Origin of the sequence: Halorubellus litoreus (genome assembly GCF_037081675.1) — an archaeon.
In the GTDB taxonomy this organism is placed as follows: Archaea; Halobacteriota; Halobacteria; order Halobacteriales; family Natrialbaceae; genus Halorubellus; species Halorubellus litoreus.
The window spans coordinates 1-15049 of record NZ_JAZAQL010000004.1 but is presented as its reverse complement, the minus strand read 5'-3'; the positions used below and the strand labels follow the sequence as shown (position 1 = coordinate 15049).

The following is a 15049-nucleotide window of genomic DNA, read 5'->3' as shown; positions in this document are numbered from 1 at the left end:
GGGTCGGCGCCTCGATTCCCGCCGCCAGTGCTGTCGTCTCCCACCTCCTTCTTTCGGATCGTCCCGCCCCGATAGCGGACGCCCTCACAGGCCGATTAGCGATGCATGTTGGTGGTCGACCGGGTGTCCCGGGACTCGGTGGTGACGGTTCAGTGGCGAACGTGACACGTCCCATACGTTCAATTTAAGTGACTGGTGGGTGTGTATACCACACATGCCCATCCTGGAAGTCGACGGCCTCAAGAAGTCATTCGGGGCGGTCGTCGCAGTCGACGGTCTCACCATGGACGTCGAAGCGGGCTCGATCACGGGAATGATCGGCCCGAACGGCGCCGGGAAGTCGACCGCATTCAACCTCATCACGGGACTGATACGGCCGGACGGCGGCACGGTCCGATTCCGCGACACCGACATCACGGGCCTGGAGTCCTACGAGGTCGCCCAGCGCGGCATCGGTCGGACGTTCCAGCACGCTCGAATCTTCGACAAGATGACCGTCCAGGAGAACCTCGAGGTCGTCCCGAGCCCCGCGGCCGACACCGCCGCGGAGGTCGACAGACTCCTCTCGCTCGTCGAACTCGACGAGCACCGCAACGCGTTCGGTGAGGAACTCTCGGGCGGTCAGCAAGTCCTCCTCGGTATCGCACGGACGCTGATGCTCCAACCCGACCTCATCATGCTCGACGAACCGTTCGCCGGCGTCAACCCGGGGCTCGTGAGCGACATCGCGAAACTCCTCCGACAACTCCGCGACGAGGAGGAAGCCACCGTGTTCCTCATCGACCACGAGATCGACGAGATCGCGGCGCTCTGCGACGACGTCATCGTCATGGCGGAAGGGAAACTCCTCGTCAGGGGTGAACCCGCCGACGTCAGGACCGACGAACGCGTCGTCGAGTCCTACCTCGGAGGTGCGATGTGATGGCGCTCCTCGAGATCGAGGACCTCCACACGGGCTACGGCGACGTTCCCGTCCTCGAAGGCGTCGACCTCGAGGTCGCCGACGAGGAGATCGTCGGCGTCGTCGGCCCGAACGGCGCGGGTAAGTCCACCATCTTCAAAGCCATCATGGGCTACCTGGAGCCGTGGTCCGGCTCGATCCGCTACCAGGGCCGAGAGATTGGCGGTACCGCGTCCTCGGACCTCGTGAAGGAGGGTATCGGGTACGTCCCCCAGAACGACAACGTCTTCCCGAAGATGACCGTCGAGGAGAACCTCCGCATGGGCGCGTTCACGGTCACCGACGACGAGTACGAGCGCAACGTCGAGCCACTCCTCGAACTGTTCCCGAAGCTCCAGGAGCGACTGTCGCAGAAGGTGTACAAGATGAGTGGCGGCGAGCAGAAGATGGTCGCCGTGGCCCGGGCGCTCGTCACCGCGCCCGACCTCGTCCTGTTCGACGAACCGAGCGCGGGCCTGATGCCGAAGTACGTCGACGACATCTTCAGGAAGGTCCGCCAGATCCAGGAGGAGCGCGACATCTCGCTGCTCATCATCGAACAGAACGTCCCGAAGCTCCTGGAGAACAGCGACCGCGCGTACGTCATCCGCGACGGCGGCGTCAGACTGGAGGCCGAGAGTCGCCGCCTCCTGGAGGACGAGGACCTCGGTGCCGCCTACCTCGGCGGGTCCGAACAGGAGGTCTGAACCAGCCCGCGGCGGCCGGATTCCGTCTGGGCTTGATCAGGAGTACTTGATGCCGAGTTCGACCTCTTCGGCCACGGAGAGGATGGTCTGCTGGATGGAGTCGTCGGTCATCAGCTCCTTGATGCGGTGACTGGGGCCGGAGACGCTCATCCCCCCGAGGATTGTGTCGTCGGAGTCGAAGACGGGGACGCCGACGGCGTGCAGTCCAGTGAGGTGTTCGGCCTCGTTCAGGGCGTACCCCTGCTCGCGGACTTCCTCGAGCGATTCGAACAGCGTCTCGCGGTCGGTGATCGAGTTCTCGGTCTTCGCGACCAATCCGTGGCGCTCGATGATGGCCTCGACCTCCTCGCGCGGCATGTGTGCGAGGATCGCTTTCCCGGCGGCGGTCGTGTGGAGGTGGACGGTCTTCCCGATGGCGGCCTCGAACTTCGCGGCGCGGGTGGCGCGCTCGCGGTACAGGTAGATGCCGTAGCCGTGCTGTTCGGCGAGGAACTGCGCGCGCTGGCCGGTGTCGTTCGCGAGTTCCTTGACCTTCTCCTCGATGAGGTCGTTGTGGGGGAAGCTCTGGCGGACGTGCCCGGCGAGCATGAGGAACCTGAGGCCGAGGTCGTACCGGCCGTCGTCGTTGACCGCGTAGCCCTCGCTGACGAGCGTCTTGAGGTAGCGATGGACGCCGCCCTTGGACATGTCCAGTTCGCGGCTGAGTTCGGTGACGCCCATCGGGCCGTTCTCCTGGATGGCTTCGAGGACGTCGAACATGGTCTTCACCGACTGGACCTCGTCGGACCCGCCCTCGCCCCGGATGTGGCCTGGCTGCGACATGCGCTAGCAATGGGCGTCATCGGGCTTATCGTTTGCGTCTCGTGAACGCCCGTTCAGGGCGCTACCGTATCCCGGTTCGATACCGGCCAGTAGCCCACGCGACGGCGACCCACCGGCTGGCCGTCCCTCACCACCCCCTTCGGTCGTCCGCCGGGCCGCGCTCGCAACCGACGGCCGAAACCATAGGTATTTAATCGAACTGCACCGACTATCCACAGTACGTGGAACCGCTCAGAACGCTGTTCGGCGAGGAGGCAACCCTCCTTCGCGAGACCGACTTCCAGTTGCTACTCCTCGCGAACCTCACCGCGCCACTCGGCGTCGCCGTCATGGCGGCCATCCTCGAATCCCTCATCGACCCGCTCGGCGCCACCCCGGGCAACATCGGGCTGATGATGTCCGCGTTCACCGCACCCGCTATCGTCATGATCGTCGTCGCGGGCGTCCTCGCCGACCGCATCGGCCGAAAGCGCGTCCTCGTCTACTCCCTGCTGCTCTTCGGAACCACCGGGGCCGCGATCGCGTTCACGACCGACTTCGAGGTCGCACTCGTCCTCCGCGTCGTCCAGGGGACGGCGTGGGGCGGCCTCATCCCGATAATCATCACCAGCATCGGCGACCTCTACGACGGAACGACCGAGGCAGCCGGCCAGGGCTTCCGGTTCACTGGCTCGGGGGTCAGCTCTGCGCTCTCCCCCGTCGCCGCGGGCGTCCTCGTCGCCATCGCGTGGCAGTTCCCGTTCCTCCTGTACGCGCTCGCCATCCCCATCGCCGCGCTCGTCCACCGTTACTTCACGGAACCGTCCGACGCCGTCGGCAAGTCCTCGCAGTCCGCGCGAGCGTACGCCAGCGAGATGCTCTCGCTCGTCCGCCGACGCCGCGTCCTCATGTTCGTCGTCGCCCGCGCCCTCGGGACGATGGTCTGGATCGCGTTCCTCACCTACAACTCGCTCATCGTCGTCCGACTGCTCGGCGGGACGTCCGTCCAGGCCGGCGTGTTGGCCGGTATCGGGAGCGTCTGCTTCGCCACCGCGGCCAGCCAGGCCGGCCGCATCACCTCCGTCTACGACAGCCGCCTCGTCCCGCTAATCGTGGCGAACCTCTCCCTGGGCGGTGGCTTCCTGGTGGTCCTGTACGCCCCCGGGCTCGCCGTCGCTGCCGTCGGCATCGCGACGCTCGGACTCGGATTCGGCGTGGTGCTGTCGCTCTACCGGAGCCTCCTGACGGGCGTCGCCCCGGAATCACTCAGAGCGGGCCTGGTCAGCGTCGCCGAGAGCGGCGGGCGGGTGATGGACACCGCGACGCCGCTCGCGATGGGGGCACTCATCACGTTCCTGACGCCGACGCTCGGGTTCACCGGCGCGATACGGCTCGCGGGCATCGGCACCGCAGTCGTCGGTGGCCTCGGCGGCGTCGCGTGTCTCCTCGTCGCGAGTCGCTCGCCCCCAGTCGACGCCGAGGCTTGGGACGACGAAGCGAGCTCTGTCCCGGGAGACGACGCCTGAACGCACCCTGTGCGTCATTATCTCCCAAAGAGTTAACATCGCATCGCGGGATGACTCAGTATGGTTCGACCCGCCCAGAAGTACGTAGAGGGAGAGTACGAGCACGTCCAGGCCGAACAGGTCGCGGACGTCTACCGCATCGCGATGGACCGCCCCGAGAAGTACAACGCGTGGAACCACCAGTTGATGGCGGAGATGCGGTCGGCGTTCATCGACGCGAACCAGTCGGACGCTCGCGTCGTCGTCCTCACCGGGAACGGGAAGGCGTTCTCCGCGGGCGGCGACTTCGACGACTGGGAGGACGAGCGCGAGGACCCCCACGACTGGTGGAACAACGAACCCGGCGACTTCCTCTACCGGAGCATCCTCGACCTCAGACAGCCACTCATCGTCCGCCTGAACGGCGTCGCCGCGGGCGGTGGCGCGGTCATAGCGGGGTTCGGCGACATCATCATCGCGAGCGAGGAGGCCCGAATCGGGACGACGCACGTCAACGTCGGCCTGTCGGTCCCGACGACGAGCATCCTCTGGCCGCACTCGATGAGCCTCTACAAGGCCAAGGAACTCCTCATGACCGGCGAACTGCTGGACGCCGAGGAGGCCAAGGAGTACGGGCTCGTCAACCACGTCGTTCCACACGACGAGCTCGACGCGAAGGTCGACGAGATGATCGACAAGCTCGCGAGCGGCCCCCAGTACGCCATCCAGTACACGAAGCTCGTCCTGAACCGGTGGGTGGAGTTCTCGATGACGCAGTTCCGCGGCGAGGCGAACGCGCTGGAGGCGATGGCGGCGAGCAACCCCGACCACACCGAGGGCGTGCGGGCGATAATCGAGGACCGCGACCCCGAATTTCCGTCCGCCCGCGATGACGACGACTGACCTGCCGACCGTGTGTCGGCGAGTGACCAGTTGGCTGTATGTCGGCGAGCGACCTGTTGGCTACGTATGCCTGCGATGTGCACGGCGATTGGTATGCCCGGGTCAAGGTTTATGCACATTGCCTGTGAGTCTCTTGCATGGCCTCTCTGGACGAGGTGTTCGTAGCCGACGGTGTGTCGCACGCCTACAACCTCCATCCATCGAACTTCCGAATCGAACGACACGCAGAGAAACTCGCGGACAACATCGCTGCACTCGAATCCTCGATGCCCGTCGACTACCGACGCACCGCCGAGTCCGTGAAGACGGACATGAGCGCCGAGGACTCCGCGAACATGCTGTTCCGCGAGAGCCAGGTCGACTACACCGTCTTCCACCCACAGACGATATCCGTGTTCCACGACGGTCTCACAGGCCTCGACAAGGCCAGGGCGTTCCACGACGCACACCCCACACGGACGGGTGCGATGGCGAGCGTCGACCTCTTCGGGATGGAGGACCCGAAGGCCGAACTCACGCGGCAGGTCGAGGAGTTCGACCCGAATGGCGTGAAGGTCTACCCGTCCTACTGGGAGGGCGACAGCCTCCGCGACTTCAGGATGAACGACGCCGACCTCGCGTTCCCGCTCTGGGAGCACGCCGCCGATCTCGGGCTCGACGTCATCGCCGTCCACAAGTCGGTGCCGCTCGGCTCCGTCCCGATGGACCCGTACCGCATCGAGGACGTCGACGAGGCCGCGTCGAGCTTCCCGGACCTGAACTTCGAGATCGTCCACGGCGGCCTGACGTTCGCCGAGGAGGCCGGCACGCAACTGGCCTTCCACCCGAACATCTACGTCAACCTCGAGATTACGGCCATCGAGGCGGCGCTCTCGCCGAACTCGTTCGTCGAGACGATGCGAGACCTGCTCTGGATGGGCGGGAAGAAGTCAATCGAGAAGATCATGTGGGGGAGCGGCGTCCCGCAGTTCCACCCGCAACTCCTCCTGGAGGCGTTCTGGAACTTCGACTTCCCGGAGATGGAGTGGATGGGCGGTACCTACCAGATCACGGACGAGGACAAGCGGAAGATGCTCGGCGAGAACCTCGCCGACGCACACGGCCTCGACATAGACGCGATCCAGGCGGCGCAGGCCGACGACGAGTTCGCCGACCGCGGCGCCCCCGAGGAGCCGTATTCGACGACGACGTTCGAGAAGGTGGACGCATGACGACGCTCGACGACCGCAACGGCGGGGGTGGCGCGAACGATTCCTCTACCGTCGACGTGGAGGACCCGATCGAGGTGGTCGCGGACTTCGACGGCAGCGAGAGGCCACGCGTTGCCCGCGTCGAAGCGGCGCTCCGGGCGGTCGTCGACCCGTGCAGTGGCGCGAACGGGTCGAACCTCGACGTCGTCGAGATGGGGCTCGTCGACGACATCCAGGTTGCAGGCGACCACGTGATAGTCGACCTGATGCTGACGACACCGGCCTGTGACATGGTCGCGTACTTCCACGAAGCGATCGAGACCCACGTCGGCGACCTCCAAGGCGTCGACACCGTCGACGTCCGCACCGACAACGGGTTCGAGTGGACCGAGACGATGATGACCGACGCCGCGAAGCGTCGCCGCGACGAGGTCCGCCAGGCGTACGTGGAACGACACCGAAAGAAGGCACTCTATCGTGACTCGTCCGAAAGCGAATGAGCGAGACTCCCGCAAAACCCACACGGGGTCGACCCGCTCTCGCCCCCCGTCCGCACTACAAACGTTAAGCGTGTGTGGGACACACACTCAACGAATGCTGTCTCTGAGCGAACCGACCGCGACGAGGAGGGAGTCAGATGCACGTCGCTGACGGTATCGGCGAGTACCTCCACACCCAGGGCGTCGACACCGTGTTCACGCTGCTCTCCGAAGACGTGATGGACATCACGTCCGGTATCCAGGCCACGTACGACGACGTCGAGGTCGTGGAGTGCCGGCACGAACAGCTCGCGATAGCGATGGCGGACGGCTACGCGCAGACCACGAACGAGGTCGCCGTCGCCGTCGTCGGCCGCGGGCCAGCACTCGCCCAGACCGGCACCGCGCTCGTCACCGCCGCCAAACAGGACTCACCCCTGCTCGTCGTCACAGCCGAGACGCCGACGACCGCCACGAGCGACCTCAAAGGGTTCAGTCAACAGTCCTTCCTCGAGGCGACCGTCGGCGACGCCAGGAGCGTCCGCGACACAGACGCCGTCGTCGAGACGCTGGACGACGCCTTCCACGACCTCCGGGCTGGCCACGGCCCCATCGCCGTCCAGATCGCCTGGGACGTCATCGAGGCCACGGTCGGCCACGGAGACTGGCCGACGACGCCCGCACCCGGGGAACGCGAACGCACCGCCGCGCCGCCGCTCGCTCCCGACCCCGGGCACGTCGACGCCCTCGTCGACGCGTACCTGGACTCCGGCGCGACGAACCCACCGACCATCCTCGCCGGCCGCGGCGCGTACACCGCGAACGCCGTCGACGCCATCGAAACGCTCGCCGAACGCATGGGCGCCATCATCGCCACCACCCTCCGCGGCCAGGGACCGTTCGACGACCACCCTTACGCGCCCGGGTTCGTCGGGAACATCGGCGCGCCGCTCGCGAACGAACTCGTCGTCGAGAGCGACTTCGTCCTAGCGGTCGGCGCGAGCCTCACCGACTACACCACCGACGACGGCCACGTCTTCGCGGACGACGCCACCATCGCGCACATCGACGCCGACCCCAGCCACATCGGGAAGCACACGCCAGTCGACGTCGCCATCCCCGGCGACGCTCGCCTCACCGTCGACCGATTCGAGACCGCACTCGCCGAGCTAGACGTCGACTTCTCCGAGACGTTCTGGACACAGAATCTCCGCCGTCGCATCGCCGACGCCCCACGGTTCCCGGACCGCGACTACCCACAGACCCCTGGACGCATGGACCCCCGCGACCTCCTCCCCAGACTCGACGACGCACTCCCAGCCGACCGCAACGTCGTCGTCGGCGCCGGTCACTTCGCGTACTGGGTGTTCGACGGCATCACCGTCCCCGACCCCGACTCGCTCGTCTGGCCAATCCAGTTCGGCTCCATCGGCCTCGGCCTCCCCGCCGGTATCGGCACCGCACTCGCCGCCACCGACGCCGAGACCACCGTCGCGTTCTGCGGCGACGGCGGCCTCATGATGTCCATTCAAGCACTCGAGACCGCCGTCCGCCACGACGCCCCACTCGTCCTCGTCGCCATGAACGACGACGCGCTCGGCGCCGAATACGCACAACTACACGGCAAAGGCGGCCACACCGACTCGGGAATCGTCCCCGCACCCGACTTCACCGCCGTCGCAACCGCGTTCGGCGCGCAGAGCCACACCGTCACCACCCTCGACGACCTCGACGACGCCCTCGACAGCATCAGCCACCGCCCCGACGCCCCAGTTGTCCTCGACTGCAAGATCGACCGCGAGGTCAGACACCGACGCTGGGACTGACACACCGACTCCCACCTCCAGCGGATACCTCCGAAAGGGCGTCGATCGCGGAACCAGGCGCTGTTCCGTTCGGACCGAACACAGAATCGCCGACAATCACGCCAAGGCGAACCTATCGAGTGGGTCGACCAGGGTGGAGCAAGAACGGACGGCCAGGGGTCCGTGATTCAGATCGGCATCCAACCTCCTCGCACAGAATTACCATATCTAAACACAGTACAGAATATTGTCACGGAACGGTGGGCGAAGTCGAACGCCGGCTCACGACTGGATGCAGCAACCCGATCTACAGCCTGACAGCGACGTGGACCCGAACCAGAACACTTTCGACGACACTGTGTTCGCGTCAACGCCCGGTGCCACTGGCGGTACGCGCCCCTCGATCCCTACACCAACCAACCCCTCCAGCACGGCGCTCTTCGAGCTATCGACGCCACGCTCCGTGCTGTCCCTTCGTGACCGCACGGAGTGACAGGGTCTCACCGACGTCGCCGTATCCGTCGATGGTGCGGACCATTCGAAAACCACATCCCATCGGCTCTGCCTCCGACCTCGAGGGATCCACCACGTTAGTGTGGACAGCAATAAAATGTCACTCAGGCGGTTATACACCGGTACTCACTGGAGCTTAACAGGAGTCCGAACACGCGGTCAGTCACCCTGCGTAGAAGGACCGTCGAACCCCGTGAAGCGTGAACGATTCAGTCGTCGAACGGTGACGCGTCGACCGAGAGTTCCTCGTCGCCGATGGTGGCCTTCGGTTTGAGCAGCGTCGACCGGTCGAACTCCGCGAGCGCCTCGCCTGCAGCGACGCGCGTCGGCCAGTCCGGGTTGGCGAGCGCGCTCGTCCCGAGCGTCAGGAGGTCGGCGCCGTCCGCGAGCACCTTGCGCGCCGCCTCGGGCGTCCCGAGGGACCCGTTGGCGATGACGACCGTGTCGTCCGTGACGTACTCCACGGCAGCCTCCGCCAGCGACGGCCCGTCCTCGCCGAACGTCGGTTCCGTGGCGTACCGCTCGGTCGTATGGACGTAGTCCGCGCCAGCGTCCGAGAGCGCCTCGAAGAACACCGCCGCCGCCTCCTCGCCCTCGGGCCACACGTAGCCGTAGTCCGTCACCATCGACTGCGACACCCGCACGCCGACCACGAAGTCCTCCGGCACCGCGTCGGCGACGGCCGAGACGACCTCGGCGGGATACCGCACGCGGTTCTCCGGCCCGCCGCCGTACTCGTCGTCGCGCCGGTTCATCTTGTCCGAGAGGAACTCGTTGAGGAGGTAGCCGTTCGCGGCGTGCAACTCCACGCCGTCGAACCCGGCCTCGGCGGCGTTCTGGGCCGACGCGACGAACCCCTCGCGCGCCGTCTCCAGGTCCGCCTTGGTCGCCTGCTTCGGCTTCGGGTACGAGCCGTCGCCACCGTACGCCTCGTTCTTCTCGCCCTCGGGCTGGACCGCCGACGGCGCGATGGTGTGTTGCTCGGCACTCGATGGAATCCCCTGGTTCTGGGCGCCGCTGTGCATCAACTGCGCGAAGATCGCGCCGCCCTCGTCGTGGACGGCGTCGGTGACCCCCGTCCACGCGTCGACGTGGTCGTCCGTGACGAGTCCGGGCTGCTTCCGGTACCCCTTGCTGTAGGCGTCGTCCGTGTAGACGCCCTCGGTCACGAGGAACGAGAACCCGCCTTCCGCGAACTTCGCGTAGTATCGGGCCATCCGCTCGGTCGCCCGGCCGTCCTCGGTCGCACTCACCCGCGTCATCGGCGCCAGACCGACCCGGTTATCGAACTGCAACTTCCCAAGAGACGTCGAATCGAATAGCACGTTACGCCGAACTACGAGCCCACCCCGAATAATCGCTCGGATTCAGACGCCACTCACCCCCATCGCCGCCGAAGCCACTGCTTGCGCTCCGTGTCAGTGCACCTCCACGCGAACGGGACGTGCTCCATCGCGGGCCGGGTCCGTGCGCACTGACACGACTTCGCCGGGAGGCGAGGTGCCATACGAGTCCACCCCGTACCGACCCCATGGACGACGCTTCTCGCACCGGGGCCCTGTCGGGGCTGCACACGGCGCCACGGACGGATATCTCCCAGCACCAGGGCCAGTTCCGCATCCACTTCAACTTCCCCGGCCGCGTCCTCCCGGGACACGACGACCACGGGTACGGCCCTCTGGCAACCGTCGTCGAGTCCTTCATGGACCCCGGGACCCTGATACGGATGCATCAGCACCGCAACGAGGAGATCATCTCGTGGGTCCCTGCGGGCGTGATGCGGCACGACGACCGCCACGGCAACGACCTCGTCACCGACCCCGAGCACCTCATGGTGATGGGCGCCGGGAGCGGGTTCTGGCACGCCGAGGAGACGCTCGCCGACGACCCGCCGCTACGGATGCTCCAGATATTCGTCCGCCCGCACACGCTCGACCTCGAACCGAACATCCAGCACGAGCCGATCCCCGACCCGGTCGCCGGCGAATGGCGGCACCTGTTCGGCCCCGAAGGCACCGACGCACCGCTTTACGTCCGCAACGACGTCGAGCTCCACGACTGTCGACTCGACGCAGGTACCTCGACCAGACTCCCGTCGCGACCCGGCTGGCACACCTACCTCTACGTGTTCGACGGTGCCGTCGAGGTCGACGGCGAGCCCGTGGGGTACACCGAGAGCGCGCTCGTCACCGACGCCCGGGACCACTCGGTCACCGCCACCGAGGACGCCACCATCGTCGCGTTCACCATCAACCCCGACGCCCCCATCACGCGGCAGGGCACCATCGGGCGCTGACCGACGACTCGGTGCCGCCATCACGCGGTCTCGATCCGGAATTGAGGTTCGAACTTATCTTCGATAGTCTCGTCGACCGCATCGAACCAGGATACTGAACGGGGTCTCGGTTCGAGGGCGTCGCCAACGTACAACAGGGCTGCTAGTCGCGGGTGTAGCCCATCGACTCGAGTTCGCTGATGACGTCCTCGCGGTTCTGGAGGGCGGCGCGGTAGACGGCTTCGCGGATGTCGAAGACGGGGATGTCGCGACCGAAGCGACCCTGAGTCTCTGCTTCGAGTTCCTGCTCGCCGGTCTTGACGTCGTCGTGCACGAAGAACGTGAGGCGTTCGTCGCGCTCGAACTGCACGGACTTGTCCTTGAGCATCCGCCGCACCACGTACGGCTGTCCGCTCTCGGTGGTGTCCTTGCTGGTGCCCTCGGTGGTGTCCTTGCTGGTGCCCTCGGTGGTGCCCTCGCTGGCGCTCTCGCCCCTCGATGAACTGGATGTCGCTATATCATTTTCCGAGGTGGCCGTGGTCTTCGAACGTGATTCCCCGGAATCGCCCGACGACGACGCGCTCGGCGCGTCCGTCGATGCATTGCTATCCGCTGCGACCGGTTCTCCGTCACGCTCCTCGGCGTCTCGTTCACCTGCACCACGCTCCGTCGAGGCGTCCGCCACGTCGGCGTCCTCGACGGACTCATCCTCGTCTTCGTCGTCGCTCCCCCAGACGTCACCAGTCCCGGATTTCATGCCCCCCATCGTCACACCTCCGCGAGCTCCTCTATCTCACCCGGCTCCGGCGGGTTCGGCGCCTCGATGCCGCCCTGCCGTTCGATGTGCCGGGCGAGCTCGTCGAACTTCGCGAGCGTATCCATCTCGTGGTCCCGCTGGCGGTCCCGATGCTCGCGAACGTACGTGAACGCGCTACAGTTCTGGCGCCAGCAGCCCTCGAAGAGCGAACTCCGCTGCCGGAACACCACCGGCACGTCGTACCCGAGTTCGCGCACCGCTTCGAGGATCTCTGTCTGGTCGTTCGTCCCGCTGAACCCATTCGGCACGGCGGCAAGGACGCCGACGCCGATCTCGAGTTGCTCGCTGAGGCCACTGACGAGGTCCTCCAGGCCGTTCACGGACGCCTGGCCTTTCGCGCTCGGCTCGATGGGAAGGACGAGGTTCCCGCTGGCGGCGATGGCGTTGTAGACGCCCGCACCGGGGGACGCCTGGGGGTCCATGATCACGACGTCGTACTCCTCGTTCACCTCGTTCTCGCGAAGCACCCGCAGGAGCTGGGTGTACTTCGGGAAGCTCTCGCCGAAGTCCGACCGGGAGTCGGCCTCGCGCTGGAGGACGTCCTCCAGGTCGTCGAGCATGTTGTGCTCGGGGATGATGTCGACGCCCGGGTGGTCGATGTCGTGGTGGATGAGCTCGTCGAAGGGCCCCTTCTCGCGTTCGACGAGGTGGCGGACGATGTGATCCGCGTCGGCGTCGGCGCGGTCGTGGTCGATGTCGAAGAGGTGACTGAGGTCGCCGTCCTGCGGGTCGAGCGGGATGACGAGCACGTCGAGGCCCGCGCGGGCGTGGGCGACCGCGAGGTTCGCGGCGAGCGTCGTCTTGCCGACGCCGCCGGCTTCGCTGTAGACGGTATACGGGAGCATTTGCTACCTGTTACAAACTACTGCTACAAATAATTCACTCAGTCGAACCAACCAATTGCTGCAACCAATTACTTGCAATAGCTGTTTGTAACAGTCGGTACAAACGGTTGTTTGGCTCAATTGTTTCAAACAGCTGTTTGTCCTCGCTGTTTGTATCGGTGGTTTGTGCTAATAGTTTGTGGCAAGTGCTTCAATCGGTTGTTTTCGGCGATTGATTCACGCATATGACTCGAACGGACGATTCGAACGCTGGATAGGAACGAAACGGCGGAACGTGCAGCTACCGGCGATGCAAGCTGTCGTGGCCGCTTTGGAGCAGACTCCAGCTATCACCTGCTTTTGTTGCAAACGTCTGATTCAAACGGCTGTTGCAAACGGCTGGTTGTAATTGGTTGGGGTATTGGAGCTAGATGATCGAAGTCGGCGACAGCACGACCGCACGCGCCAGAGACACTCGGTCGCCACAAACAAACTCGGTCCCACGGACGACGACCTGGAACAAAACCAGCCTCGACACGGCAACCGCACAGCACCGACACCGCGACGCTCCGACGTATCAGCGGATAGCGTCGGGATGCGTGAACGAGAACACGCCTGCATCGGGGTCGACGTCGACCACGCTCATCCCACGATATCCGAGATTGAGGTAGTGTGGTCGGCCGCCGTCCTCGCCGCCGGTATCGTAGCCGAACGCGTGGGAATGCCCGGTGACGGTCCCGTAGACGTCGTGGGTTCGCACGGCGAGCTTGAGCGCGATCGACCCGGTGTGGAGTTCCTCGAGGTCCTCCTCGCGCGTCCCCTTGGAGTGATGCCGGTCGAACGACGTGTTGAACGGCGACAGATGGGACGCCAATAGCACGTCCCTCCGGCCATCGAGGAGTTCGCTGAGTGAGTTATAGGTCTCCGCGATATCGTCGAGTGCACGGTGAAACGCGCCGTGATTCTCCGACTCGATGCCCAGTCGCTCGGCGACGCCAGCCACTGTTTCGGTGCCGGTGACGACGTCGTAACAGGCGGCTTCGATGTCGGCGGCGGCCTGGTCGGCCGCGTACCGGCGCTCGCCGCGTGGTGAGGTCCGGGCGTCGATAGCGGGGAACTCGGTCTGGTCGAGCGCGTCCGTGAGCGACCGCTGCTCGCAGCCCCAGCCGACGACGGTCAGGCCCTCGAGTTCGAGGATCGCTTCGTGGCCGGACTGGGCGGTGGGTACCTCGTCGACGACCTTGGTCGGCATCGGCGCGTGGTCGTGATTCCCCGGGACGTAGAAGACCGGACACTCCGTGTCGAACTGCTCGACGAACTCGCGCGCGAGCCGGACGTCGTCGGGGCCGTCTCGGTGCGTGAGGTCGCCGACGACGAGCACGGCGTCGAGGCCGTCGGGAACCGACATGGCGTCGACGTCGTGGTCGCTCGCATCGGGTTTCAGGTGCAGGTCGTTGCAGACGAGCAGCCGCATGCTTGCAATCCACCACACACGTCGACATGAGCCTACCGGGTGTATGCCATCCCGCCACTCGCTCTCCGATGGCGATGGGGCGGAACGCGCTCTGGAAGGCCGCGCTCATCCTCTCAACCTGCGAATTCGACGCTGAGGCTATCTATCTAGCCTCACCGTCGCCGCACGGCCATGCGTATAGTGAGAGCGCTTGAGCGGGTAGCGTTCGTGTCTCGAGACATGAGCCAGCTGGTGCCCCAGGACGTGCCGACCGACGCTGAGGCAACCGAGCCCGAGGTGGTCGGGCTCGAGGAGACCGATACGAGCGCGGTGTTCGCGGCACTGTCGTCCAATACCGCCCGCTCGATTCTGAACGAACTCTACGAATCGCCGGGCACCCAATCCGAGCTCGCGGACCGCGTGGAGACGTCCATCCAGAACGTCACGTACCACGTCGACAAGCTCCACAATGCGGGCCTCGTCACCGTCGTCGACCAGTGGTACTCCGAGAAGGGCAACGAGATGGACGTCTACGCACCTAGCAACGGCCCCCTCGTCGTCGTCGGCGGTGACGCCGCCCAGACCGAGCAGACTCGCACTGCCATCGACCTCCTCGATCTCTCAGGGCCGACGTCGACCGTCGGCGACTGACTCGGCACCGTCCTGATCGGTTGGTGGAGCCGTGCTGAATGCAGCGCACGAAGCGGCCACAAGAACCCTCCCGACCACGGCGCTCCGAAGTGGTAGAGACAGACCATCTTTTTCCCGCTCGGGTTCGCGCTCCGCGCGAACCGCTCGCGGCAAAAACATGGGTGAAAAAGGCCGCCTCCGCCGTCT

Annotated in this window: 14 protein-coding genes; 9 read left to right on the top strand and 5 right to left on the bottom strand. The window is 65.7% G+C overall.

Annotated elements, in window-relative coordinates; translation table 11 throughout:
- Positions 1 to 214 precede the first annotated feature (214 nt).
- Together VYJ16_RS17875 and VYJ16_RS17870 are read left to right on the top strand one after the other, a co-directional pair.
- On the top strand, positions 215 to 922 hold the full coding sequence (locus tag VYJ16_RS17875) for an ABC transporter ATP-binding protein (protein ID WP_336351680.1): 708 nt from the start codon (positions 215 to 217) through the stop codon (positions 920 to 922).
- Entirely contained in the window at positions 922 to 1647 is a 726-nt protein-coding gene (locus VYJ16_RS17870) for an ABC transporter ATP-binding protein (RefSeq protein WP_336351679.1), read from the top strand. The genes VYJ16_RS17875 and VYJ16_RS17870 overlap by 1 nt, the downstream gene beginning before the upstream one ends.
- A 36-nt stretch (positions 1648 to 1683) precedes the next feature.
- Here VYJ16_RS17870 and VYJ16_RS17865 read toward each other — a convergent pair whose 3' ends face one another.
- The gene (locus VYJ16_RS17865) at positions 1684 to 2469 is read right to left on the bottom strand and encodes an IclR family transcriptional regulator (protein ID WP_336351678.1); all 786 of its coding nucleotides are present in this window, start codon (positions 2467 to 2469) and stop codon (positions 1684 to 1686) included.
- Between the two features lie 221 nt (positions 2470 to 2690).
- On the opposite strand from VYJ16_RS17865, the gene VYJ16_RS17860 reads away from it, so the two are divergent.
- The 5 genes from VYJ16_RS17860 to VYJ16_RS17840 all read left to right on the top strand — a co-directional run bounded on the left by VYJ16_RS17860 (position 2691) and on the right by VYJ16_RS17840 (position 8351).
- Positions 2691 to 3974, top strand: a complete 1284-nt coding sequence (locus tag VYJ16_RS17860) for an MFS transporter (RefSeq protein WP_336351677.1) — start codon at positions 2691 to 2693, stop codon at positions 3972 to 3974.
- A gap of 60 nt (positions 3975 to 4034) precedes the next feature.
- The gene (locus VYJ16_RS17855) at positions 4035 to 4856 is read left to right on the top strand and encodes an enoyl-CoA hydratase/isomerase family protein (protein ID WP_336351676.1); all 822 of its coding nucleotides are present in this window, start codon (positions 4035 to 4037) and stop codon (positions 4854 to 4856) included.
- Positions 4857 to 4993: 137 nt separating this feature from the next.
- On the top strand, positions 4994 to 6067 hold the full coding sequence (locus VYJ16_RS17850; protein WP_336351675.1) for an amidohydrolase family protein: 1074 nt from the start codon (positions 4994 to 4996) through the stop codon (positions 6065 to 6067).
- Positions 6064 to 6546: a metal-sulfur cluster assembly factor gene (locus VYJ16_RS17845; protein WP_336351674.1), complete on the top strand. Its 483-nt coding sequence runs from the start codon at positions 6064 to 6066 to the stop codon at positions 6544 to 6546. Before VYJ16_RS17850 ends, VYJ16_RS17845 begins: the two co-directional genes overlap by 4 nt.
- A gap of 137 nt (positions 6547 to 6683) precedes the next feature.
- The gene (locus VYJ16_RS17840) at positions 6684 to 8351 is read left to right on the top strand and encodes a thiamine pyrophosphate-binding protein (protein WP_336351673.1); all 1668 of its coding nucleotides are present in this window, start codon (positions 6684 to 6686) and stop codon (positions 8349 to 8351) included.
- Positions 8352 to 9052: 701 nt separating this feature from the next.
- Here the strand turns inward: VYJ16_RS17840 and VYJ16_RS17835 are convergent.
- Positions 9053 to 10198 carry an oxidoreductase gene (locus tag VYJ16_RS17835; RefSeq protein ID WP_379762807.1) on the bottom strand — a complete coding sequence of 382 codons (1146 nt, stop codon included), beginning with the start codon at positions 10196 to 10198 and terminating at the stop codon, positions 9053 to 9055.
- 176 nt (positions 10199 to 10374) lie between these two features.
- Between VYJ16_RS17835 and VYJ16_RS17830 the strand changes: the two genes are divergently transcribed.
- On the top strand, positions 10375 to 11139 hold the full coding sequence (locus VYJ16_RS17830) for a pirin family protein (protein WP_336351671.1): 765 nt from the start codon (positions 10375 to 10377) through the stop codon (positions 11137 to 11139).
- Between the two features lie 142 nt (positions 11140 to 11281).
- Here the strand turns inward: VYJ16_RS17830 and VYJ16_RS17825 are convergent, their stop codons facing one another.
- The 3 genes from VYJ16_RS17825 to VYJ16_RS17815 form a co-directional block, all read right to left on the bottom strand.
- Positions 11282 to 11884, bottom strand: a complete 603-nt coding sequence (locus tag VYJ16_RS17825; RefSeq protein WP_336351670.1) for a DUF7970 domain-containing protein — start codon at positions 11882 to 11884, stop codon at positions 11282 to 11284.
- Positions 11885 to 11886: 2 nt separating this feature from the next.
- A complete protein-coding gene (locus VYJ16_RS17820; RefSeq protein WP_336351669.1) occupies positions 11887 to 12780 on the bottom strand; it encodes a ParA family protein in 894 nt (297 codons plus the stop codon).
- A gap of 556 nt (positions 12781 to 13336) precedes the next feature.
- Positions 13337 to 14233: a metallophosphoesterase family protein gene (locus VYJ16_RS17815; protein WP_336351668.1), complete on the bottom strand. Its 897-nt coding sequence runs from the start codon at positions 14231 to 14233 to the stop codon at positions 13337 to 13339.
- Between the two features lie 219 nt (positions 14234 to 14452).
- On the opposite strand from VYJ16_RS17815, the gene VYJ16_RS17810 reads away from it, so the two are divergent.
- Positions 14453 to 14863, top strand: coding sequence for an ArsR/SmtB family transcription factor (locus tag VYJ16_RS17810; protein ID WP_336351667.1), 411 nt, complete (start codon positions 14453 to 14455; stop codon positions 14861 to 14863).
- Positions 14864 to 15049: the final 186 nt, after the last annotated feature.

Coding starts and splice junctions, on each gene's coding strand:
- VYJ16_RS17825 (WP_336351670.1), bottom strand. CDS start 11,884: ATGGGGGGCATGAAATCCGGGACTGGTGACGTCTGGGGGAGCGACGAC.
- VYJ16_RS17830 (WP_336351671.1), top strand. CDS start 10,375: ATGGACGACGCTTCTCGCACCGGGGCCCTGTCGGGGCTGCACACGGCG.
- VYJ16_RS17855 (WP_336351676.1), top strand. CDS start 4,035: ATGGTTCGACCCGCCCAGAAGTACGTAGAGGGAGAGTACGAGCACGTC.
- VYJ16_RS17820 (WP_336351669.1), bottom strand. CDS start 12,780: ATGCTCCCGTATACCGTCTACAGCGAAGCCGGCGGCGTCGGCAAGACG.
- VYJ16_RS17865 (WP_336351678.1), bottom strand. CDS start 2,469: ATGTCGCAGCCAGGCCACATCCGGGGCGAGGGCGGGTCCGACGAGGTC.
- VYJ16_RS17815 (WP_336351668.1), bottom strand. CDS start 14,233: ATGCGGCTGCTCGTCTGCAACGACCTGCACCTGAAACCCGATGCGAGC.
- VYJ16_RS17870 (WP_336351679.1), top strand. CDS start 922: ATGGCGCTCCTCGAGATCGAGGACCTCCACACGGGCTACGGCGACGTT.
- VYJ16_RS17845 (WP_336351674.1), top strand. CDS start 6,064: ATGACGACGCTCGACGACCGCAACGGCGGGGGTGGCGCGAACGATTCC.
- VYJ16_RS17850 (WP_336351675.1), top strand. CDS start 4,994: ATGGCCTCTCTGGACGAGGTGTTCGTAGCCGACGGTGTGTCGCACGCC.
- VYJ16_RS17875 (WP_336351680.1), top strand. CDS start 215: ATGCCCATCCTGGAAGTCGACGGCCTCAAGAAGTCATTCGGGGCGGTC.
- VYJ16_RS17840 (WP_336351673.1), top strand. CDS start 6,684: ATGCACGTCGCTGACGGTATCGGCGAGTACCTCCACACCCAGGGCGTC.
- VYJ16_RS17810 (WP_336351667.1), top strand. CDS start 14,453: ATGAGCCAGCTGGTGCCCCAGGACGTGCCGACCGACGCTGAGGCAACC.